This window comes from Acidimicrobiales bacterium, from assembly GCA_025455885.1.
Taxonomy (GTDB): Bacteria; Actinomycetota; Acidimicrobiia; order Acidimicrobiales; family Acidimicrobilacustridaceae; genus Rhabdothermincola_A.
Genome location: JALOLR010000003.1, coordinates 249,744 through 272,018, shown reverse-complemented (window position 1 = coordinate 272,018; position 22,275 = coordinate 249,744). Strand labels below are relative to the sequence as shown.

The 22,275-nt window shown below is 71.7% G+C and carries 21 protein-coding genes; 5 read left to right on the top strand and 16 right to left on the bottom strand.

The genetic code is table 11. From position 1 onward, the window contains the following. The first annotated feature begins 112 nt into the window (after positions 1-112). The gene (locus MUE36_04335; protein ID MCU0310156.1) at positions 113-1,603 is read left to right on the top strand and encodes an HNH endonuclease; all 1,491 of its coding nucleotides are present in this window, start codon (positions 113-115) and stop codon (positions 1,601-1,603) included. 81 nt (positions 1,604-1,684) lie between these two features. Here MUE36_04335 and MUE36_04330 read toward each other — a convergent pair whose 3' ends face one another. From MUE36_04330 to MUE36_04305, 6 genes are read right to left on the bottom strand one after another with little or no spacing between them, the layout of a single operon-like run. Further along, positions 1,685-2,149 (bottom strand): MaoC family dehydratase, encoded by a 465-nt coding sequence (locus MUE36_04330; protein MCU0310155.1) that lies wholly within the window; start codon positions 2,147-2,149, stop codon positions 1,685-1,687. 11 nt (positions 2,150-2,160) lie between these two features. Then, complete coding sequence (locus MUE36_04325) at positions 2,161-3,258, bottom strand: nitronate monooxygenase (GenBank protein MCU0310154.1); 1,098 nt, start codon at positions 3,256-3,258, stop codon at positions 2,161-2,163. Positions 3,259-3,272: 14 nt separating this feature from the next. Then, entirely contained in the window at positions 3,273-4,049 is a 777-nt protein-coding gene (locus MUE36_04320) for a CoA-transferase (GenBank protein ID MCU0310153.1), read from the bottom strand. Then, positions 4,046-4,915, bottom strand: a complete 870-nt coding sequence (locus MUE36_04315; protein ID MCU0310152.1) for an acyl CoA--acetate/3-ketoacid CoA transferase subunit alpha — start codon at positions 4,913-4,915, stop codon at positions 4,046-4,048. The genes MUE36_04320 and MUE36_04315 overlap by 4 nt, the downstream gene beginning before the upstream one ends. Further along, positions 4,915-5,712 carry an enoyl-CoA hydratase family protein gene (locus MUE36_04310; protein ID MCU0310151.1) on the bottom strand — a complete coding sequence of 266 codons (798 nt, stop codon included), beginning with the start codon at positions 5,710-5,712 and terminating at the stop codon, positions 4,915-4,917. Before MUE36_04310 ends, MUE36_04315 begins: the two co-directional genes overlap by 1 nt. 52 nt (positions 5,713-5,764) lie before the next feature. After that, positions 5,765-6,934: a hypothetical protein gene (locus tag MUE36_04305; protein ID MCU0310150.1), complete on the bottom strand. Its 1,170-nt coding sequence runs from the start codon at positions 6,932-6,934 to the stop codon at positions 5,765-5,767. Positions 6,935-7,619: 685 nt separating this feature from the next. On the opposite strand from MUE36_04305, the gene MUE36_04300 reads away from it, so the two are divergent. Continuing rightward, complete coding sequence (locus MUE36_04300; protein ID MCU0310149.1) at positions 7,620-8,378, top strand: SDR family oxidoreductase; 759 nt, start codon at positions 7,620-7,622, stop codon at positions 8,376-8,378. Positions 8,379-8,399: 21 nt separating this feature from the next. On the opposite strand, the gene MUE36_04295 is transcribed toward MUE36_04300, so the two are convergent. Continuing rightward, positions 8,400-9,593 carry a cytochrome P450 gene (locus tag MUE36_04295; GenBank protein MCU0310148.1) on the bottom strand — a complete coding sequence of 398 codons (1,194 nt, stop codon included), beginning with the start codon at positions 9,591-9,593 and terminating at the stop codon, positions 8,400-8,402. 2 nt (positions 9,594-9,595) lie between these two features. Continuing rightward, the gene (locus MUE36_04290; GenBank protein MCU0310147.1) at positions 9,596-10,438 is read right to left on the bottom strand and encodes an SDR family oxidoreductase; all 843 of its coding nucleotides are present in this window, start codon (positions 10,436-10,438) and stop codon (positions 9,596-9,598) included. A gap of 157 nt (positions 10,439-10,595) precedes the next feature. On the opposite strand from MUE36_04290, the gene MUE36_04285 reads away from it, so the two are divergent. After that, entirely contained in the window at positions 10,596-11,945 is a 1,350-nt protein-coding gene (locus MUE36_04285; GenBank protein ID MCU0310146.1) for a phosphotransferase family protein, read from the top strand. A 69-nt stretch (positions 11,946-12,014) separates the two neighbouring features. On the opposite strand, the gene MUE36_04280 is transcribed toward MUE36_04285, so the two are convergent. From MUE36_04280 to MUE36_04265, 4 genes are all read right to left on the bottom strand, one after another. After that, positions 12,015-12,848 (bottom strand): enoyl-CoA hydratase/isomerase family protein, encoded by an 834-nt coding sequence (locus MUE36_04280; protein MCU0310145.1) that lies wholly within the window; start codon positions 12,846-12,848, stop codon positions 12,015-12,017. Between the two features lie 31 nt (positions 12,849-12,879). Further along, entirely contained in the window at positions 12,880-13,470 is a 591-nt protein-coding gene (locus MUE36_04275) for a GNAT family N-acetyltransferase (GenBank protein ID MCU0310144.1), read from the bottom strand. A gap of 46 nt (positions 13,471-13,516) precedes the next feature. Further along, entirely contained in the window at positions 13,517-14,353 is an 837-nt protein-coding gene (locus MUE36_04270; protein MCU0310143.1) for a thioesterase family protein, read from the bottom strand. Between the two features lie 108 nt (positions 14,354-14,461). Further along, positions 14,462-15,700, bottom strand: coding sequence for a phytanoyl-CoA dioxygenase family protein (locus MUE36_04265; protein ID MCU0310142.1), 1,239 nt, complete (start codon positions 15,698-15,700; stop codon positions 14,462-14,464). 63 nt (positions 15,701-15,763) lie between these two features. On the opposite strand from MUE36_04265, the gene MUE36_04260 reads away from it, so the two are divergent. Continuing rightward, positions 15,764-16,486 carry an IclR family transcriptional regulator gene (locus tag MUE36_04260; GenBank protein MCU0310141.1) on the top strand — a complete coding sequence of 241 codons (723 nt, stop codon included), beginning with the start codon at positions 15,764-15,766 and terminating at the stop codon, positions 16,484-16,486. Between the two features lie 129 nt (positions 16,487-16,615). Next, positions 16,616-18,271 carry an HNH endonuclease gene (locus MUE36_04255; protein MCU0310140.1) on the top strand — a complete coding sequence of 552 codons (1,656 nt, stop codon included), beginning with the start codon at positions 16,616-16,618 and terminating at the stop codon, positions 18,269-18,271. 19 nt (positions 18,272-18,290) lie between these two features. On the opposite strand, the gene MUE36_04250 is transcribed toward MUE36_04255, so the two are convergent. From MUE36_04250 to MUE36_04235, 4 genes are all read right to left on the bottom strand, one after another. Then, positions 18,291-19,058: an SDR family oxidoreductase gene (locus MUE36_04250; protein MCU0310139.1), complete on the bottom strand. Its 768-nt coding sequence runs from the start codon at positions 19,056-19,058 to the stop codon at positions 18,291-18,293. After that, positions 19,055-20,239 (bottom strand): acyl-CoA dehydrogenase family protein, encoded by a 1,185-nt coding sequence (locus MUE36_04245; GenBank protein ID MCU0310138.1) that lies wholly within the window; start codon positions 20,237-20,239, stop codon positions 19,055-19,057. Before MUE36_04245 ends, MUE36_04250 begins: the two co-directional genes overlap by 4 nt. Then, entirely contained in the window at positions 20,239-21,147 is a 909-nt protein-coding gene (locus tag MUE36_04240) for an SDR family oxidoreductase (protein MCU0310137.1), read from the bottom strand. The genes MUE36_04245 and MUE36_04240 overlap by 1 nt, the downstream gene beginning before the upstream one ends. 172 nt (positions 21,148-21,319) lie before the next feature. Next, on the bottom strand, positions 21,320-22,216 hold the full coding sequence (locus MUE36_04235; protein ID MCU0310136.1) for an amidohydrolase family protein: 897 nt from the start codon (positions 22,214-22,216) through the stop codon (positions 21,320-21,322). Positions 22,217-22,275: the final 59 nt, after the last annotated feature.

Sequence of the window (22,275 nt, the reverse complement as noted above, 5' to 3'; positions counted from 1 at the left end):
CGGTCACACCCAGGGTCAGACCAGGCCTCCACGACGCCGAACGCATCCTCACCGACCCCAACGGGCCAGCACCGGATCCTCGATGTCACACCCCCTGCGTAGTGTTCCGTACATGAGTTCTGGGCCGGCCACCGTCACCGCTCCCGACGACAACCGGCTCCGAGTCGGGGCGGCCGTCCGACCGGCTCTGGACCTGATCGACCAGCTCCACCACGTGGTACGTGACCTCGACCCGGCCCAGCTCCCGGCCCGCGACGCGGTCGACATGGTCAGGGTCCTCGATCGCCTCGTCCGAGTGGCCGAGGCCGGCAAGGCGCTGGCCGCGGCTCGGGTCGCCGAGTCCTCGCTGTGGACTCGCGGGGGTCATCGCTCCCCCGCCCACTGGGTCGCGGCCGAGACCGGCGTACGGGTGGGCGACGCCGCCGACCTGCTCCACACCGCCGAGACGCTCGCCGGTGCTCCGAGGACGAGGGAGGCCCTCACCGACGGTCGCCTCTCTCGCCGTCAGGCCGCTGCGGTCGGCGACCTCGAGAAGGTCGCTCCGGACGACGCCCGCGACCTGATGGCCCGCGCCGGTCGGCTGTCGGTGGGAGAGCTCGAGACCGAATCGCGCCGCCTCGTCAACGCCCACACCCATGAGAACGACGGCGCCCGGATCGCCCGGCATCGACGGACCCGGAGCCTTCGCACCGGCACCGATCCCGACGGCATGGGGTGGGGGCACTGGAAGCTCCCGCCCGCCGAGCACGCCCGGCTCGTGGCTCGTCTCGAGGCGCTCCAGGGTCGCGTCTTCGTCGAGGCGCGGAGACGGGGTGACCGTGAGCCCACCCACGCCCTCGCCGCCGATGCCCTCTGTCGCCTGGCCGAACGGCGCCCTGAAGAAGGCGAGTCCACCGGCCCGGCTCGCGACGCCGAGATCACCGACGACGACCCGTCGTTCGTTCGCCAATCCCTGCGTCCGGCTGGCGCCACCACTCGGACCCGACCCCGACGTGGGGCCCGTCGCTCCGAGTCGGGGTCCACGACCGAGGAGATCCGTTCCCGGATGGAGCCCTCGACCGAGGATTGGAGCTTCGCCAAGGTCATCGTTCGCGTCGATGCCTCAGCTCTGCACCGCGGGTCGGTGGCACCGGGGGAGGTCTGCGAGATCGCGGGCCACGGGCCCATCGCGGTCGGTGATGCCTGGCGGGTCGTCGCCGGCGGCGCGCTGGTGGCCCTCCTCGACGAGCGGGGCACCGCGGTCGATCGCATCGTCCACCTGGGTCGGCGACCCACCGCACTCCAGCGCACCGCCATCGAGTGGACCACCGGAGGGACCTGCGCCATCGAGGGGTGTTCGTCCACGGCCCGCTACGAGATCGATCACGTGGCCGAGTGGGCGACGACGTCTCGCACCGAGCTGCGCCACCTCGCCGGGGTGTGCGGCCACCACCACGACCTCAAGACCCACGGGGGCTACCGCTTCAGCGACGCCCTACCCAGCGGCAAGCGCCGGCTCCTCCCGCCGGGTGCCGGGCCACCGCCTGCGGACCTCGCCCTCGACCCGATCCCGCGCCACCGCAGGGACGGTCCCGGCATCGACACCCTCTTCGACACCGGCTGATCAGCGCTGGTCGAGTGCGGGCGACCGTTCCAGACCACCCTGCGGGATCGGGGGGCCACCCGACCCGGGGCAGTCGCGTCCTCAGACCAGCCAGCGGCTGAGGGAGTCGATGACGCAGGCCGGCTTGGTGCCACCCTCGATCTCGATGGTGATGCGCACCAGCGTCTGGATGCCGCCGTTCACGTCGGTCACCTCGACCAGCTCGGCGCCGCCCCGGATGCGGTCGCCGACCTTGACCGGGGAGATGAACCGCACCTTGTCGGCGCCGTAGTTCACGCCGGCCGAGAAGCCCCTGGTCTCGACGATCTGGGGCAGGAAGAGGTTCGACAGCGACAGCGTGAGGTACCCGTGGGCGATGGGCGCCCCGAACGGGCCGTCCTTGGCCCGCTCCGGGTCGACGTGGATCCACTGGTGGTCGCCGGTGGCGTCGGCGAAGAGGTTCACGCGGTCCTGGTCGACGGTGAGCCAGTCGCTGTACCCGAGGTGGGTGCCCACGGCCGCTCGCACGGCGTCGGGCCCGTCGAGCACGGTGGTGGGGGTGGCCATGGGTCCCTTCCTCAGATCCGGTCCGGGCCGGAGCGGGTGACGACGGGGGCGCCGCTCAGGCGCTCGAGCGTGGCGCCGGCCTCGGCGATGATCCGCTCGACGAGCTCGGCGGCGCTGGGCAGGTCGTCGATCACGCCGACCACCTGGCCGGTCGGCAGGATGCCGGCGTCGAGCTGGCCGTCGACCAACGTGGCCTTGGTGAGCATCGGGGTGTTGCCGGCCATGATGACCTCGGCCCACGACAGGTCCATGCGCTTCTTCATGTCGAGGCCCTCCCGGGCCATCTGCACCCACGAGAGATCCGTGTACTTGCGGAACCTCGCGGCGTTGGCGACCGCCTTGGGCACGGCGGTGACCGGCGAGGCGGAGTCCATCTCCTCGACCAGGTCGGTGCGGATCACCCGGTGGGGGGCGCCGTCGATCTTGGTGGTGACGAGCGTGCCGGTGACCGGCGTGCCCAGGTAGGCCTTCTTGACCTCGAGGGGCACCGACGAGTCGGAGGTGAGCAGGAACCGGGTGCCCATGGCCACCCCGCCGGCGCCGTAGGCCAGCGCCGACACCAGGCCCCGACCGTCGAAGTAGCCGCCCGCCGCCACCACCGGCACACGGCCGTCGACCACGTCGACGACCTCGGGAAGCAGCAGCGAGGTGGGCACGGAACCGGTGTGCCCGCCCCCCTCGCCGCCCTGCACCAGCACGGCGTCGACGCCCCACTCCATGACCTTCTCGGCGTGGCGCTTCGCCCCGATCGACGGCATCACCTTCACCCCGTGGTCGTGGAGGTGGTCGATGAGCTCCTTCTTGGGGGCCTGCGCGAACGAGGCCACCGGGACGCCCTCGCGGATGATCAGGTCGAGGCGGGCCCGGATGTCGTCGGCGTCGGCGCGGAAGTTCACCCCGAACGGTGCCGAGGTGCGGGCCTTGACCGCGGCGACGGCTCGCACGAGCTCGTCGTAGGTCATGGTCGCCGAGGCGATGATGCCGAAGGCGCCGGCGTTGGAGGTGGCCGACACCAGGCTGGGGCCGGCCACCCATCCCATGCCGGTCTGCACGATCGGGTACCGGGACCCGAGCACGTCGAGGAGGGGGGTGTGGAGGGCGGGGTGCATCGGGGTCTCCGGTCTCAGCTCGGCAGTTCCCGTTCCCGGAAGCCCCGGGGATCGAGGACCTCGCGGAGGATCCGCAGCTCCTCGGCGGTGGGCAGCCGGGTCTCGGGCACGGTGCCGTCGATGACGAGGGTGAACCCGGTGGCGGCGACCACGTCGTCGACGGTCACCCCAGGATGCACCGAGGCGAGGCGCATGCGGTGGTCGGGGGACGCGAAGTCGAGCACCGCCAGGTTGGTCACGACCCGACGGATCTCGTGGTGGGCGCGCACCCACTCGCCGAGCTCGGCGGCGCGGTCGTAGCCCACACCCGACACGGTGTCGACCTTCTCGACGAACACCCGGTCGCTGTGTTTCGGCACGAAGTAGGTGGTGGTGTGGTTGATGGTGTTGCCGGGGCCACCGCGCACGCCGAGCAGCTGCGCCTTCGGCTTGGCCCACGGGCCGATGTTGGCGATGTTCTGGTTGCCGTGGGCGTCGATCTGGCTGGCGCCCATGATGACGTGGCGGCGACCGCCCCAGAGCGTGTCGAAGACGCTGCGGAACGGCACCCACCCCTCGATCTCCTTGTCGGTGCCGCCGATGGCCAGGTCGTTGGCCACGAAGAACGCCTCGCCGTCGCTGATGAGCAGGTCGGGCTCGGCGGTGGCCCGGGCCAGACGGGCGCCGAGCATGGGGATGGTCCCCATCCCCGACGCGAAGATCTCGCCGTCGCCGACGAAGGCGTCGGCCAGCGCGGCGACGCAGATCTCGGCCAGGGTGACCCGCTCGGTGGTGGGACTGGCATCGCTCATCGGTTCTGCACCGCCTGCTGGTAGTCGGCCTCGGAGCCGGAGAGGTAGGTGTCGACGAAGGCCGCCCACGCCTCCGGGTCGCCGGCGGCGGTGGCGTACTCCTTCTGGAATGCCTCGTCGCGCTCGTAGTCGGGCTGGCAGTTGGTGAAGTGGGCCCCGTTGGGGGCCTCGATCACGCCGTCGACCATCGACCGGTTGACCTTCATGGTGTGGAAGGTGCCGTTCTCGAGCAGCTCGGAGGTGGGGACGACCTTCTCGACCGACAGGAACCGCCGACCCGGCGTGGCGGCGGCCAGGAACAGGTCGTCGAAGTACAGGTCGGGCCCGAGGAACTGGGCGTTGCCGCGCTCGTCGGACCGGTTGAGGTGCACGAGCGCGGCGTCGAGGTGCAGCGCGGGGACCGCCAGGAGCTCCTCGCCGTCGGCGTACGGGCTGGTGACGGTGCGCAGGTCGGGCGAGTTCTTCACGACGTCGGAACCGAGTCCGGCGCGGGTCGGGAGGAAGGGCAGGCGTAGCGACGCCGCGTAGAGGCCCCACTGGAGCATCCCCTCGTCGTACTCGACGACCTCGGCGATGGTGCCGTTCTGGCGGGCGGCCCGGAAGTGGGGCTCGAGGGCGATCGAGTCGAGCGACACGAAGCCGTAGACCAGTTTGCGGACCTTGCCGGCGGCGCAGAGGAGGCCCACGTCCGGACCGCCGTAGCTGACGACGGTGAGGTCGGTGAGGTCGCTGCGCAGGAGGGCCCTGACGAGCGACATGGGCTTGCGGCGGCTGCCCCAGCCGCCGATCCCGATCGTCATGCCGTCGGCGAGGGTGGCGATCGCCTCGTCCTCGGTCATGCGCTTGGTCCTCGGCGCAGCGGCCATCAGCTCTCCTTCGGGTCGGTGTCGGTGCCGGCCGACTGGCCGGAGGCGCTCGTGTGGCCGTGCTCCACGAAGTCGTCACGCAGCTCGTCGGACACGCCGCTCAGGTTGAGCTCGAACGTGAACCCCTGCTCGAACCGGTAGCTGCGCTTGACGTCCCACAGGTCGATCCCGTTGAGGCTCTCCTTGGCGGCACGGATGACCGTGGGCGACTTGGCGGCGATGGTGCCGGCGATCTCGAGGGCGGCGGCGAGGAGCTCGTCGCGGGGCACCACGCGGGCCACCGATCCCCAGGCGTGCAGCTCGGCGGCGGTGGCGTTGGCCGAGGTGTAGACCATCTCGCGCATCTTGTGCTGGGGCACGAGGCGTGAGAGGTGGGTGGCGGCGCCGAGGGCGCCGCGGTCGACCTCGGGCAGCCCGAAGAAGGCGTCGTCGGAGGCCACGATCACGTCGGAGTTGCCGACGAGGCCGATGCCGCCCCCGACGCAGAAGCCGTGGACGGCGCTGATGACCGGCACCGGGCAGTCGTAGACGGCCGCGAAAGCGGCGAAGCAGCCCTTGTTCGCGCCGATCAGGGCGTCGAAGCCCTCGGTGTTCTGCATCTCCTTGATGTCGACACCGGCGTTGAAACCCCGGCCCTCGGCGCGCAGGACGACGGCCCGCACGGCGCGGTCGTCACCGAGGCGTCGGACCTCGTCGGCGAGCTGGAACCACTCGGCGACGGTGAGCGCGTTCACGGGCGGGCAGTCCTGGACCACCTCGGCAATGCCGTCGTCGTGGACGGTGACGTCGATCCCCATGGAGGGCGACGCTAGCCGTCGATCTGACGGTCAGTCAGATTGCGGTCGGTGGTCAGCGAGGCCCGGGGCTCGACGTGACCGGGCCTGCCGCCGGCTCGGCCGGCGGGTCGGCGGCGTCGTCGATCCCGGCCCGCAGGCGCCGCCGGTGGCCGACGGTGCACCACACCCAGAACCCGACGGCGAAGCCCACGAAGGCCAGGACGAACCAGAGGTTGGCCCAGCTCTGCTGGCCCTCGTTCGGACGCACCACGAGCTGCAGGTAGATGGCCAGCGACCCGGCCAGGAGCCCGAACCAGGCCAGGCGACTCCAGCTTGCGACCTTCTCGCCGTTGACGTAGCGGGTGGGCAGGAGTTGCACGATCACGGCCTGGAGGCCGCCGATGAAGAGCGCTGCCGCTGCGGTGTCGACGACGATGACGAGCAGGCCGGGCGATGTGCCCGAGGCGGCGTCGGCGACGATGCGGTGCACGCCGTAGGCCCCCAGCGCGACGGCGATCAGCGCCAGGCTGGCGCGGGCGTAGGCCTTCCCCTGGAGCCGGATCTCCACGGTTCCGGCGAAGATGACCCCCGCGAAGAGCCCGTACAGGACGCCCGGGGCCACGTCGAACACCCGGGAGAGCGCGAGGGAGAGGAAGGCCACACCGATGGCGATGGGGTACAACCGGTAGCGGGGGGCGAGCCCGGTCGCGCGGGCGATGGACCTGGCCGCCACCCCGTCATAGACGGCGATCATCACCCCGATGGCCACGGCCATCCCCAGCATCTGGCCCAGCGTGACGACGCTGAACCCGACGCTCGGATCGGCGAGGAGCCCGAGCACCGCGGCCACGACCGCGAAGCTGACCACCGCGGGCGGCTGAGGGAGTGCCGCCAACCACTCCCGGGCCCGACCGATGACCCCGGCGCGGGTGCTGACCTGGCGGACGAGGTGGTCGTGGTTCATCTTGAGCGCGTCGTTGAACAGCTGTGCAGCAGCCACCAGCAACAGCATGATCAGCATCCCGAGGCCCACGTTGCCGGCCACCCAGACCGGCGAGAAGTCGACGTCGTCGGAGAGCGCGGTCGCAAAGCTCGATCGGTCGTCCAGCTCCGGGACGGGTTCACCGGCCCGGGCTGGCGATCGCTCGAAGGGATCCTCGGCCACGGCCAGCTCGATCTCGCGGCTCTCGGTGATCCCCAGGACCTCTGCCTCTCCGACCGGAGCGAGGACAGGGCCGGTCACGGCCTGAACGGCGGCAACCGGCGGGAGGGGCGCCGCCTCGGGGATCGCCACGGGCAGCGGTGGCTCGGGGATGTCGGCGAGAGGCGCGGGCGACTCGAGGATCGGCTGGACGGGTGCGGGCGGCGAGGGAGGCGGAGCGGGCGGCGGGGGCGGGGGCGGGGGCGTCACGACCACCGGATCCGGACCCGGCACGGTCACCGGGGGGTCCGTCACGCATCCCCGGCCGCGCTCTCCGGGGACCGCCGGCGGGCCCGGAACCGCGGGCAGCCCGCAGGCTGCTCCGGGAGGATCGGGCATGCCACAGGGCGGCCCGGGCGGTGAGGGCTCGCAGCCCTTGCCGGGCGCAGGGAACGGCGGGGCGGCGTCGGCGACGGGAGCGAAACCGGCGAACAGCGCGGCCGTCAACATCGTCGCGATGGCCACGAGCACGATGCCCCCGAGCACCCGCGACCCCGACCGCACCTGCTGCCCCACGCTGCGACTCCTCGCGTTCCACGAACCGATCGACGCCGGCAGTTGACCAAGGCGCGAGCAGCGCGGCAAGCGACGTCAGCAAGCCTTCACCCCGCCGAAACACAGCCGGGAAAATTCTCGACGGACCGCGTCGACTGGACCGCTCAGCGCGCGATCCGCACGGGCTCCTCACCGTCGGTGCCGCCCGTGCCATTGGTCTACCGTCGGGGCCGTGGCACTCCAGATCGATCTGAGCGGCAGGGCGGTGCTGGTCACCGGCGGCACCAAAGGGGTCGGGCGCGGCATCGCGCAGCGCTTCGCCGACGCCGGCGCCGACGTCGTGGTGTGCGCCCGCCGCGAACCCGAGGTCGCGCTTCCCGACGGCTGGTCGTTCGTCCCCGCCGACCTGCGCGACGGCGAGGCGGCGTGGGCCGCGGTCGACGCCGCCCACGCCGTGCACGGCCGGCTCGACTGCGTGGTCAACAACGCCGGCGGCTCACCCCCGGCCGACTCCGCCGAGGCCTCCCCCCGGTTCTCCGAGCGCATCGTGGCGCTCAACCTCCTGGCCCCGCTCTACGTCGCCCAGCGCGCCCACCACCACATGGTGGGTCAGCCCGGCGGGGGGTCCATCGTGAACGTCGGGTCGATCGTGGCCCAGCGCCCCTCCCCCACCACCGCTGCGTACGGCGCGGCCAAGGCCGGCCTCAAGCAGCTCACCACCACCCTGGCCATGGAGTGGGCGCCGACCGTGCGGGTCAACTCGATCACCTGCGGCTACATCCTCACCGAGCAGGCCGAGCTGTTCTACGGCGAGGGGGAGCGACGTGCCGAGGTCGAGGCGCTGATCCCGCTGCGCCGACTGGCGACGCCCACCGAGATCGGTGACGTCGCGGTGTGGCTGGCGTCGGACCTGGCCTCCTACGTGACCGGCGCCGACGTGGCCGCCCACGGCGGCGGCGACCGGCCACCGGTCATCGACGACGCCGGCTGACCCGGCGCCGCCGACCCGCGGTCAGACGAGGATGCCGACCTCGGAATAGCCCCGCACCGTGCTGGTGTGCTGGCGGACCACCCGATCGGGCACGACGTCCCACTCGGGGAACCGACTCAGCGTCTCCTCGAGGGCGATCCTGCCCTCCAGCCGGGCCAGCGCAGCGCCCACGCAGAAGTGGATGCCGTGCCCGAACGACACGTGGCCGGCGAGGTCGCGGCGCACGTCGAAGCGGTCCCCGTCGGGGTAGGCGCGCTCGTCGCGCCCGGCGCTGCCGGTGAGCAAGAGCACCTTCGACTCGGCGGGGATGGTGACGCCGTGGAGGGTGACCTCCCGGGTGGTCCAGCGCCCCTGGACCGGCGAGGGGGCCTCGTAGCGCAGCAGCTCCTCGACGGCGTTGGGGATCACCGAGGGGTCGTCCAGCAGGACCCGGCGCTGGTCCGGGTACCGGGCCAGCAGCACCGCGGCGTTGCCGAGGAGGCGCATCACGGTCTCGGTGCCGGCGCTGAACAGCAACAGGGTGAAGTCGGTGATCTCCTCCTTCGTCAGGCGGCGCAGCACCCCCGACTCGTCGGTGATCTCCGCGGCGGCCAACCCCGACACCAGGTCGTCGGCCGGCTCGAGGAGGCGCCGGTCCACGAGGCCGCTGAGGTACTCGTTCAGGCGGATGCGGGCCATCAGCGAGACGTCGTTGATCATGCCGACGCCCGGCTCGATGTGGAAGGTCTCGTCGATGTTGCGACGCTGCTCCTCGCGGTCCTCCTCGGGGACGCCCACGAGGCGGGCGATCACCATCGACGGGAGCTGGGCGGCGAAGTCCTGCACGTAGTCGAACTCCGCCGCACCCACGAACGGGTCGAGCAGGTCGGCGCAGATCTCGCGGACCTCGGCCTCCATCTCCGCCATGCGCCTCGGCGTGAAGGCCCGCGAGACCAGCGCCCGCAGGATGGTGTGCTCGGGCGGGTCCATGAAGATGATGAGCCCGGTGCTCGACATGTCCGGTCCCATGATGTCGAGCACCGTCCCGTGGGCCGAGCTGAAGGTGCCCGGATCACGGTGGGCGGCCTCGACGTCGGCGTGGCGGCTCAGCGCCCAGAAGTCGTACCGGTCGTTGCGGTACACCGGCGCCTCGTCGCGGAGGCGACGCCAGACCTCGTGGGGGTGGTCGTCGAGATCGGTGTCGAAGGGGTCCCAGTACAGGTCGGCGCCGGACACGTTCAGTAGTCGCCGCGCAGGAACCCGACCACCGGCGTCGCGTCGGGGAACGAGCCGGTGATGCCGGCGCTCACGTAGCCGGCGTCGGTGACCACGGTGAGGCCGTTGATGTAGCGGGCGGCGTGGCTGCAGAGGAACACGAGCACGTCGGCCTGCTCCTCGGGGGTGGACGCCTCGATGCCGGCGGCGGCGCGGAAGTCCTGGCCGAACGAGAGCCACAGTTCGGCGTTGGCCTGGGCCAGCGGCGTGTCGGTGGGCCCGGGGAGAATGGCGTTGAGGCGGATCCCCTTCTGGAGCATCGGGAAGGACTCGCGGGCCACGTAGGCGCAGATGGCCTTCTTCGACCACATGTAGTCGGCGTGGCCGGGGTTGGCCTCGTGCCAGGCGACGGCGGCGTCGAAGTCCGGGGTGTCGAGGTACTCCTTCAGCTGGTCGAGGTCCTTCTCCCAGCCCAGGCCGGCGGCCGAGGAGATCATCCCGATGGCCGAGCCCTTCGGCATCCAGCCGTTGCCCACGACCCGGTCGATGAGGTGGCGGTGGCCGATGAAGTTGATCTTCTCGATCCCTGGGGTGCCGTCGGCGACCCCGGCGCAGGAGAACAGCGCGTGGATCGGGCCGCCGCACTCGTCGACGGCGGCGTCGATGCCGTCCTTGTCGCGCAGATCGACCCTGATCGACTTCACGCCCTCGACGTCGACCTCGACGTGGTCCATGACCACGACCTCGGCACCCAGGTCGCGGGCGACCACCGCGGTCGCGGCACCCATGCCCGTCGCACCCCCCACGACCAGCGCCCGCTTTCCATCGAACCGGAAGGCCTCGACACCCATGCTGTTGTCCCCCATGTCAGTGGGCCCGACCGGGGATGGGCTCCCCATCCGGACGGCCGAGCACGTCGTATGACGCCGACGTTAGTTCGTGCGGTGGGGGTGCGGCACTCGGGTCGTGGGCCCCTCGCCGAACACGGCGCCCCCTGCCGTCCCGGCGACGCAGACTGGTGTGATGAGCGACGATTCGATCGACGAGCCCACCGATCGGGTGCGGCGGTGGTTGGAGGACGAACTGGGGGGCACCGTCGTGGCGCTGCGCCGCCAGCCCCGGTGGCGTCCCGTGTGGTTCACCGACGTCGAGCGCGCCGGCGAACGCCTGGAGCTGGTGGTGCGCGGCGACCGCACCGACATGCCGCTCATCTTCCCCCTCGACCACGAGATGCGCCTCCAGCAGGTGCTGTACGACCACGGGATCCCGACGCCGCGGGTGCACGGCATGATCGACGAGCCGCTGGCCTACGTGATGGACCGCGTCGGCGGGCAACAGGACTTCACGGGCACCTCCGACGAGGACCGCCGGGCTGCGGTCGACGACTACCTGCAGATCCTGGCCCGGCTGCACACGCTCCCCCTCGAGCCGTTCGTCGAGGCGGGCATCATGCGGGCGGCGTCACCGGAGGAGTCGGGCACCTTCGGGCTGTCCCGCTACGAGGCCGTGTACCGCGCCACCAAGAACGGCCCGGACCCCTTCATGGAGTTCTGCCTCGGGTGGCTGCACCGTCATCCGCCGCGATCACAGGGGCGGGAGGCGGCGATCGTCTGGGACTCCGGCCAGTTCCACCAGGCCGACGGGCGCATCGTGGCCGTCCTCGACCTCGAGATCGGTCACATCGGCGACCCGATGATGGATCTCGCCGCCTGGCGCATGCGCGACACCATCGTGGGCTACGGCCCGTTCCCCGAGCTGTACGCCCGCTACGAGGAGCTGGTCGGTGCGCCGGTCGATCTCGAGGCGCTGATGCGCCACCACTTCGCGTTCACCCTCACGAACCAGCTGGCGTTGGGCCAGGCGGTGCGCCGCCCGAACGCCCAGACGGACCTCATGACCAACATGCAATGGTGCCTCGAGACGAACCTGTTCGCCACCGAGGCGCTCGCCGAGATCCTCGACGTCGAGCTGCCCACCGTCGACCAGCCCGATCCGGTGCGGTCGCGGGCCGCGACGTCGATCGACCACATGGCCGACGTGCTGCGCACGCTCTCGCCCGAGGACGAGTGGCTTCGCTACCGCCTGCGCACCCTGTTCCGCACCGCCCGTCACGCCTTGCGGGCCGACGAGGTGGGCGCCCAGCTGAGCGAGGACGACCTCGACGACCTGCAGCCGCTCCTCGGGTTCCGCCCGACCGACTGGTTCGCCGGGGAGGCCGACCTCGAGGCGTTCGTGGTGGCCGACGCCCCGAGCGGCGCCCACGACCGCGAGCTCCTCGCGCTGTTCCACCGCCGCAACCTGCGGGCCCACAGCCTGCTCGGCCCGCCGGGCAGCGCCATGGCCACGCACCTCCCCATCCAGACGTTCCGCTGACCCCGCGACAGCGTGGGGCCGGGGAGCCGTCGGCGGCGGGCTCGGCCAACCCTCGAGGGGCGGCCGGGATCAGGCGTCGCCGAGGGCCGCCACCGCCGCGTCGAGGGTGGCGACGAGATCGGTGGTCTCCCCGGCACGGGTCTGGCCGCCGGCGGCCAGGAACCGCCGCATCGGCTCCTGGTGCTGGCCGGTGACCATGAGCCGGGTGAGGGCGTCGTTCTCGACGGTGAAGGGGTCGTCGGCACCGTCGAGGGTGGCGTCGACGACGGCCTTCACCGCGGCGATCGAGCGTCGCGGGAGCCGGGCGACCCGCCGGGCGAGGTCGGCGGCGTGGTCGTGGAGGTGGGCGGCCGGGAGGAGGGCGTCGACCCATCCGAGGGCCAACGCCTCCTCGGCGGGGATGTCGCGACCGGTGAGCAACAGCTCGAGGGCCCGGGCCCGCCCGACCCGTCGGGTCCAGCGCACGGTCCCGCCGGCACCGGGCAGGATCCCGAGGAGGGTCTCGGGCTGGCCGACCACCGACCCGAACGACGCGATGCGCAGGTCCAGCGCCGAGAGGAACTCGCACCCTCCGCCCCGCGCTGCGCCGTCGAGCACGCCGATGGTGAAGAACGGGGCGCGGTGGAGCCGGTCGAAGGCCACCTGCGCGATGTTGGGCTCGATCGGGTCGTCGCCGATCTCGGGCACCGACCCGAGCAGGTGGTTGACATCACCGTGCATCAGGAAGAAGTCGGGGTCGGCGCTGTGGAAGACGACGGCCCGGACCGACTCGTCGGCTTCCGCCTCGGGGAGCCACTGCAACAGCCCGATCATGAAGTCGGCGCCGACCAGGTTCAGCGGAGGGCAGTCGATGGTGACGGTGACGACGCCGCCGTCCTGTTCGACCTTCAACGCGTCGCTCACGGTGCTCTCCTTCGTCGGGACGGGAGGGTGGTCATCGACCGGGGCGGACCATCGCCCACATCGGCGGGCTGTCGTCGACGACGAACTCGGCGGTGACCGCGAAGCCGTGCCGTGCGTAGAGCGCCGCGCTGAGCGGCGTGGTGGCCTCGAGGTAGGCGGCCTCGCCGGCGGCATCCACTGCGGCGAGCGAGTGGGCGAGCACCGCACCCCCGAGGCCCTGACCGTGAGCCTCGGTCCGCACTCCGATGGCCGGCAGGTACCAGTGCCGTTCGGGCGGATGGTGGGCGGCGGTGGCCCGGCCGAGGGCGATGGAGCGCTCGACCTGGCCCTCGACGGCCCGGGCGAAGGCGTCGCCGTGGTCGGCCCAGAACTCCTCGCTGTCCTCCCCGGGCGCGTCCGGTGGTTGCCACAGGGCGACCGCCCCGCGGTCGTCGACCACGCTGGCCCCGACCGGCAGGTAGAGGTGCTCGGCCACCAACGCGAACATCGCCCGCAGGACCCGGGGGCGGGACGCCTCGTCGGGGAACGCCCACGCCATGATCGGGTCAGGGGTGAAGGCCTCCGCCAGCACCGATGCGACGAGGTCGCAGTCGTCGGCCTGGGCCGTCCGTGGTCCGCTCACCACCGCATGATGGCAGGCCGGCCGGGCGGAGCTCCGAAAGCCGGTGTCAGATGCGGGCACGGCGGAACATGGCGGTCTGCGTCGCCGAGGCCACCAGGCTGCCGTCGCTGTTCCAGACCAGGGCCACGCCGCTGGCCAGCGATCCCCGGTTGTCGTGGCAACGCGAGTCGATGCCCAGCCACTGGCCCCGGGCCGGGACGAAGAGCTGGAGGGAGATCTGCAGCGACGGCGCCGTGAGCCGTCCCATCACCTCGGTGACGGGCGGTCCGGCCGCCATGCCGAGGGCGTCGGCGGGCACGGCCAGCATGGCCGGTACCCAGGTGCCGTCGGGCCGGAGGTGCGGGTCGGCGAAGGAGAACCAGGAGAGGTGGCGCATCGGGTCCGTCGTCTCGCCGGCGTTGCGCCAGTCGGTCTTGCGGAAGAACGCCATCGGCGCCCCCGGCTCCTCGGTGCCGATCCTCGGCATGCTCCCGTCGGGCGGGCGCAAGAACGCGTCGGGCATGGTCGCGCCCGCGACCTCCGGCCAGCCGGGCGACTCGGCCGCGCACACCACCGTGGCGACGGCGTTCGGGGAGGGGTCGGGGTCGCCGGTGACGTGGAGCACCACGTGCACCTGAGCACCGTGGCGCCCATTGCGCAGCACCGTGACGTCGAGGTCGACCGGGCCGCACGGAACTGGGCGGCAGAACGTGGTGGCGACGGTGACCAGTCGGAGGTCGTCTCGGGCCAGGACCGTCTCCGCGGCCTGCATCATGACCGCCATCACCACGCCGCCCTGGACGTAGAGGATCCCCCAGTCGTCGTCGATGCGCGCCGAGAGGTGGGCGCCGGTGTCGGTGGTGGTGACGATGGCCAGCTCGTCGAGCAGGTGGTCGGAGCTCACAGCCCGCCGACCCTACCGACCGCCGACGCCCGCGCCGGCCACCAGCCGACCCGGCCGGCGGTCACCCCCGCCCCTCCGACCGGCATCCGTTCGGATCTGCGCCGTCGGTCAGGACGCGGCCCGGTTGGCGCTGCGGCCGTCGGCGCCGACTCGGAACAGCGCGTCGTTGTAGTGGCAGCCGGCTGGTACCCACTCGAAGGTCTTGGGCAACGAGAACTTGTAGTACAGCGCCCGGCGGCCGGCACCTGGTGCGGTGGGGGGCGGGGTGGTGTGCATGGTGTCGCCGAAGTGCAGCGTGAGGTCGCCCGGCTCCGTCACCAACGCCACCGCCGGGAGGTCGCCCTCGTCGCCCCACTCGATCCAGTGCTTGGCGTAGCGGTGCGATCCGGCGAGCACCAGGAGTTGGCCGTTCTCGGGGGTGGCGTGGTCGAGCTGGATGCCGGTCTGGATGAGCGGGCACATCACCGGATGGCCACCGATGCCGTCGTCGACGTGCCAGCCGAGGTCGCCGTTGCCCTTGACCACGTCGGAGTGCTTGACGAAGACCATCGGCCCGTCGAGGCGGTCGTCGCACACCCGCATGTCGGGGTCGGCGAGGCGGGCGTACTGCAACAGACGCGGATCGAACGAGAGCTGCTGGAGGTCGTCGGAGAACCGGCCGAGGTAGTTGATGCGGGTCACGACCTCCTCGTCGGCGGCGTTGACTGACCACCACGAGAACGGATCACCAGGCGTCGAACTGGCCATGGCACGGGCGACCTCGGCGCCGTAGTGGGCCACCTGCTCGGCATCGAAGATGCGCTTCAGGTGGAGGAAGCCGGCGGCGTGGAGGAAGTGCCGCATCTCCTCGGGATCGTCGTCGGCGGTGAAGGTGCGTGAAAGGTCGAGCGGTGCACCCGACCGATCGACGAGCGTGTCCCACACGGCCGGCGAGTAGATCGACCGACCGGAGCACAGCGACTGGAACGCAGGCTCCCAGCGCTGCCACCCGGTGAGGTCGCCCCGGACCACCGTGGCGCGGCCGGTGCGGAACGCGCCGTTGGCGGTGAGCAGCTCGTCGACCCACTCCGAGAAGGTGGGGCCCGACAGCTCGACGAGCGTGACCGCACCGTCGTCGCCCGGGCTGACGGCCAACCCCTCGGAGGTGGCGTACCAGGTGTAGGTGTGATCGCCGGCGCGGAAGGCGATGGACGGCACGCCGTCCAGATCGCGGGCGACCACGTGACCGCGTCGGAGCACGTGGCCGGGCAGCGTGTGTTCGTGGAACTCCACGAAATCGTGCTGTGCGAACGACGCGTTGATGGCGTCGACCCACGGCAGCCCGGTGCCGATGACGTCGGTCCCCATGCCACCCTTCCCCGTTCGTGTCACTGTGCGACACGGCTGTTTCTCCAACGATATGGTGGTGCGGTGTCGACGGTCAAGACCATCCAGTCGGTCCGACGGGCCACCGAGGTCGTCGCGGCCATCGCCGCGCACCAGCCGGTCGGCGTGAGCGAACTGAGCCGGCTCACGACCATCGACAAGAGCGCCGTGCACCGCCTCGTCGTCACCCTGCACGGCACCGGCTGGCTCGAACCCACCGGCGACGGCCGGTGGCGGATCGCGCCGTCGCTGCCCGAGCTGCTGCGCCCGGCCGGACACGACTCGCTGGTCGGCAGGGCCCGCCCGGTGCTCGACGACGTCCGGGACCGGACCGGCGAGACCACGATGCTCGTCGTCATCGACCACGGCCGCCTGGTCGTGCTGGCCCTTTCCGACTCCCACCACAACCTCCGCATCACCGCGCCGGCGGGATCGGAGCTGCCGTTGCGCAACAGCTCGGCCCTCCGGGCCATCGCCGCGAACCTCCCACCCACCGAAGTCGACGAGCTGCGCCGACTCGACCCCTCGCTCGACGATCGCCTCTTGGCCGAGGTGCGGCGGCGGGGATGGGCCCTCAACGATCGGGAAATCGTGCCCGAGGCCGTGGTGGTCGGTGCGGCAGTGACCGACGGAGGGGGGCGGCCGCTGGCCGCCATCATCGTGGCCCTCCCCTCCACCCGGGCCGACGACGCCACGATCGAGCGCACCGGAGCCACGCTGCGCGAGGCGGTCCGTGGCCTGTCGCCGGCCGCGCTGCCGAACCCCTGACGCCTCCTCGACAACGGCTCGTCTGCCTGGCGTAGTGCGGTCGAGGCTCGTGTCGGGCTGAGGCGAAAGATCAACGAATTCCTCTGCCATCCGTTGTGTATCGAACGTGTGTATGATATCCTCAGCGGCATGACGAACGGGATCAAAGCGCTGAAGGAGGAGTTGGAGCGCCTCGACGTCGGGTCGGGTCACGCCACCGTCGACGGCGACCTCGTGCGCGAGCTGGCCGAGCTGCGCGACCGCGTCGACGCCAAGCTGGCCGAGGCGTTCGGCGGGTTCGTCGCCCACGGCGGCCACCAGGTGGAGGGATGGCGCTCGCCGGCCGGGTGGGCCGCCGCCAACCTCCCGGTCACGCGCGAGCGGGCCGGCGCCATGGCGAAGCAGGCCGACCGGCTGCGGGCCTGGCCGATCCTCGCCGGCCTGTGGTTCGACGGTCACCTCAACGGCGGCCAGGTCGACACCGTCGTGGCCCGCGTGGGCAGGGCCCACACACACCTCTACGGCGAGCACGACCATGCGGTCAGCCCGCTGCTGGTGGGGCTGTCGGTGCTCGACACGAAGATGGTCGTCGCCGACTGGGACCGCAAGGCCGACGCCGTCACCAGCGTCGACCCGACCACGGTCACGTCCGACGAGGTGGACGCCCGACTCGACCTCTCCCGGGTGGGCGACCGGGGCCGCGTCGACGGCGACCTCGACCCCGACACCACGGCCACCGTCGAGAAGGCGCTCGAGGTGTTCTCCCGTCCCCTCGACGACGGCTCCGGGCTCACCGCCGCCCAGCGGCGGGCCGAGGCGCTCGGCCGCGTGGCCCGCTTCGCCCTCGACCACCGCGCCCGGGGGCGCCGGCGCCCGGCCCGCCAGCACCCCCACGTCGACGTGGTCATCGAGCTGCGCGACCTCTACGCCGACCTGTGTGCCGGCCTCGGCATCCGCACCGCCGACGACCTCGAGCGGTTCCTCGAGTGGCGACCCACCTCCACCATCGAGGAGGCGCTCATCCGCGCCGCCTTCGACCACGCATCCGGGCGGGCCCGCACCCGCGACGGGCACGCCCTCACGCCGACCGCCGTCGCCACTGTGTTCGGCACCGGCACCCTGCTGTCACGCCTCCTCCTGGCCGACGGCCGGGTCCTCGACCAGGGGCGCGACGTGCGCTTCGTGCAGGACAACCTCCGCGACGCCATGCTCGCCCGCGACCTCGGCTGTCGCTTCCCGGGTTGCGACGCCCCGGTGGCCTGGATCGACGGGCACCACCTGCGGTCCTGGCGCCAGGGCGGGGCCACGTCGCTCGACAACGCCGCCGCCCTGTGCAGCAGCCACCACGGGGTGGTGCACTCCGCCGGTTGGGCGCTCGCCGCCGCCGACGACGGCACCCTCAGCTTCCATCGCCCCGACGGCACGACCCTCACCAGCCCGCCGCCGCGGCCGGCGCGGCCGGCCGGGCTCCCCCTCCCCCGGCCCGGCGGAACCGCCTGCCGTCCCGTCCCGCCACCCGAGCCCCACACCGGCGCCGACCGCGACCACCCGCCACCGACGAGGAGCGACGAGACGTGCGGGACGAGTGACGACGGGCAGGCGCCTTGGGTCGTGACGCTCGACGACCCCGACGAGGGGCTCCCCGTCGAGGGCCACCTCGGTCACCACCGGTTCCACATCGACTGGGACACCCGCACACCGGCCGAACGCCGCGCCGATCGGGCGGGCATGCACCGCCGGCTCGCCGACCTCACCCGCCGTGAGCCGCCGACACCCCCCTCCGCGCCACTGACCGAGGCCGCCTGACGACCGGACGGTGCCGACCTCAGGGGTGCTGGCTGCTGACGGAGACGACCTCGCCGGTCATGTAGGTCGAGTAGTCGCTCGCCAGGAACACCATCACGTTGGCGATCTCCCACGGCTCGGCGGCGCGCCCGAAGGCCTCGCGGCTCTCGAGCTCGGCCAACAGTTCGTCGGTGGTGACCTTGGCCAGGAAGGGATGCATCGCCAGCGACGGGGCCACGGCGTTGATGCGCACGCCGTGCTCGGCGGCCTCGATGGCGGCGCACCGGGTGAGGGCCATGACCCCGGCCTTCGCCGCGGCGTAGTGGGCCTGACCGTGCTGGGCCCGCCACCCGAGCACGGAGGCGTTGTTCACGATCACGCCGCCCGTCCCCTGGGCGTAGAAGTGCTGCAGCTCCGCCCTCACGCAGCGGAAGGTGCCGTTGAGCGTCACGTCGAGCACGAGGTTCCACTGGTCGTCGGTCATGTCGACGATCGGCACCTCGCCACCCAGGCCGGCGTTGTTGATGACCACGTCGAGCCCTCCCAACTCGGCGGCCGCACCCGAGATCAGGGCCCGGACGTCGTCCTCGACGGTGACGTCGCACGGGATCCCGGCGACGCCGAGGTCGGCCGCCGACTCACCGCAACGGCGCTCGTGCTTGTCGGAGATCACCACGGTGGCGCCCTCCTCCACGCAGCGCTTGGCGGCGGCGAAACCGATGCCGGTACCCGCCGCCGCGGTGACGAGCACCTTCTTGCCGGCGAGAAGGCCGTGGGGCGCGGGGTAGTCGGGCGCAGCGGGGCTCACGAGGGGTTGGGCTCCTTGGGCAGGCCCAGCACTCGCTCGCCCAGCACGTTGCGCTGGATCTCGTTGCTGCCGCCGTAGATGGTCTCGGATCGGGTGAACAGGAACAGCTTCTGGTCGAGGGTGAGCTCGTAGGGGAAGCCCTCGGCGATCATCGCCTCGGCGCCGTGGATGTCCATGGCCAGCTCGCCGAGGTCGGAGTGCCAGGTGCCCCAGAACAGCTTGGAGATCGACGCCTCGGGGCCCGGCACCCCCGAGCCCATCGAGCGCAGCCCGTTCCAGCGCATGAGCTGGAGGCCGATGTGGGCCTGCACGAGCCGCTGGCGCAGCACCGGGTCGGCAGCACGCCCATTGGCCTGGGCCAGGGCGATGAGGTGCTCGAGTTCGCGCTCGAAGCCGACCTGCTGGGCGAGGGTGGAGATGCCCCGTTCGAAGGCGAGGAGGTCCATGGCGACCCCCCAGCCCTTGCCCGGCTCACCGATGATCATGTCGGCGGCGGTGACGGCGTCGCTGAAGAAGACCTCGTTGAACTCGCCGCCGCCGGTGATCTGCTCGATGGGCCGAACCTCCACGCCGGGCTGGTCCATGGGCACGAGCAGGAACGACAGACCCTTGTGCCGGGCGGTACCGGGCTCGGTGCGGGCCACCACGAAGCACCAGTGCGAGACGTGAGCCAGCGACGTCCACACCTTCTGGCCGTTGATCACCCACTGGTCGCCGTCGAGCTCGGCCTTGGTCTGCACATTGGCCAGGTCGGAACCGGCGTTGGGCTCGCTGTAGCCCTGGCACCAGCGCTCTTCGCCCCGCAGGATGCCGGGCAGGAACCGCTCGCACTGCTCGGGCGTGCCGTGCTCGATGAGGGTGGGGCCCATGAGGTTCTCGCCCATGTGGTTCACCCGGCCCGGGGCCTGCGCCCGGGCGTACTCCTCGGCCCAGATGATCTGCTGGCCGACGGTGGCGTTGCGCCCGCCGTGCTCCACCGGCCACCCGAGGCCGATCCACCCGGCCTCGCCGAGCACACGCTCCCAGCGCTCGCGGATCTCGAAGCCGATCTCCTCGTCGCCGGGGCCACCCCGGCCCTTCAGCGAGGCGTACTCGCCGACGATGTGGTCGGCCAGCCAGGCCTTGGCCTCGGCGCGGAAGGTCTCGTCGTCCACGGTGGCGACGTCGACCGGCAGTCCCATCAGGCGTTCGGCTTCTCGCCGGCTGCGGCGGCGAGGCGGCTGGCCTCGGCCATCTGGATGGCCTTCAGCGGCTCGGTGCCCACGGTGCCGGGGAGGGACGCGGCGATCTCCTCGGGCGTCCAACGGCCGTCCTTGTACATGGCCCGCACCTCCTGCGGCTGGTCCCAGACGGCGATCTTGCCGCCGACCACCGAGTACACCTGACCGGTGACCTCGGATGCGGCATCGGAGAGCAGGTACACCACCATCGGGGCCACGTCCTCGGCGTCGCCCATCTCGGCGAGCGTCTGGGGCACGTTGGCCGACATGCGGGTGCGGGCCACCGGCGCGATGGCGTTGGCCCGCACGCCATAGCGGTGCAGGCCGGCGGCGGCCGAGTAGGTGAGCGACACGATGCCGCCCTTGGCGGCGGCGTAGTTGGCCTGGGCGGTGGAGCCCAGCGACCAGACGCCGGAGGTGAACGAGACGAGGGAGCCCCCGCCGTTCTTGCGCATCCACGCCGACGCGGCGCGGAACACGGTGAAGGTGCCCTTGAGGTGCACCCGCACGACGTCGTCCCACTCCTCCTCGCTCATGTTGAACAGCATCCGCTCGCGGAGGATGCCGGCCACGCACACCACGCCGTCGATGCGCCCGTAGGTGTCGAGAGCGGCGGTCACGATGCCCTCGCCGCCCTCCATGGTGGACACGTCGCCGGCGAGGGCCATGCCGGTACCGCCGGCGGCGGTGATCTCGGCGACCACGCCGTCGGCCACCTCGCTCGACGGCTCGGAACCGTCGGCGGCCACGCCGTAGTCGGCCACGATCACGTTGGCGCCCTCGGCGGCCGCGGCCAGGCAGACCGCCCGGCCGATCCCCCGACCACCGCCGGTCACGGCGATGGTCTTGCCCTCGAGGTAGCTGGTCATGGTGGGTCTCCTGGTGTCGGCCGGGAGCGTCGCGGCGCGAGCCGGACCGGCTGGCGCGGCATCTGACGCTCCATCAGATCAGCCGACGACAGTACCGCGCCCCGCCCGAGCCCTCCCACTCGCCGGCCGACGGAGCCGTCCGACTCATCGATCGTCGCGGCGGTGGGGCCCGCTAGAGCTTGAGGACCCTCTCGGCGTTCTGGTGGAGGAACTTGGGCCAGACCTCGTCCTTGAACGGGACGTTCTTCATCTCGGTCATGATCCGCTCGAGCGACAGGCCCATCGGGAAGTACCCGGCGTAGATGACCTTGTCGGCGCCGCGGGTGTTGGCGTAGTCGATGATGCGCGGGTCGTAGTGCTTCGGGGCGAACGCCGACGTGGAGTAGTAGAGGTTGGGCCACTTGAGCATGAGCTTGACCATGAGCTCGGTCCAGGGCTGGCAGCCGTGGCGGCTCACGTAGGTGAGCTCGGGGAAGTCGTACATGACCTCGTCGATGAGCTCGACGTGCTGCACCGCGAACTTGATGCGGGGCCCGGGGATGCCGGTGCACACGAACACGGGGATGTCGAGCTCGCAGGCCTTGGCGTAGATCGGGTACATCTTCTTGTCGTTGATGGCGACCTGCGGGAACGTGCCGGCGGGGAACATGCCGATCGAGCGCACCCCCCAGGTCTCGTAGGCCTTCACGATGGCCTCGATGCCCTTCATGCCGTCGTTGGGGTCGGCCCCGCACGACGGGATGAACCGGTCGGGGTAGCGCTTCAGCGCCTCCTCGCCCGACGACTCGACGCCCTCGCCACCGTTGCCCCCACCGACGCCGACCATCCCCCTGGCCACGCCCCAGGCGTCCATCTGCTCGAGGGTGTAGCCGACCGGGTCATCGGTCTCCTTCAGCGCCTTCTCCTTGTCGGGCGGCGCCTTGAACATGTACTCGACGGGGAACTCGAAGTCCTCCTTGGACTCCGAGTCCTTCGTCTGCTGGGTGATGAAGGCGTACTGCGCCTTCATGTCCTTGGCCGGGAACCCGATCATCGTGTCGATGACGGGCAGGCCCTCGGGCATCGCCATGGTGCACTTCCCCCTGGAGCGTGGTTGACCTGGTCAACCTAGCCGCTCACGCCCGCGCG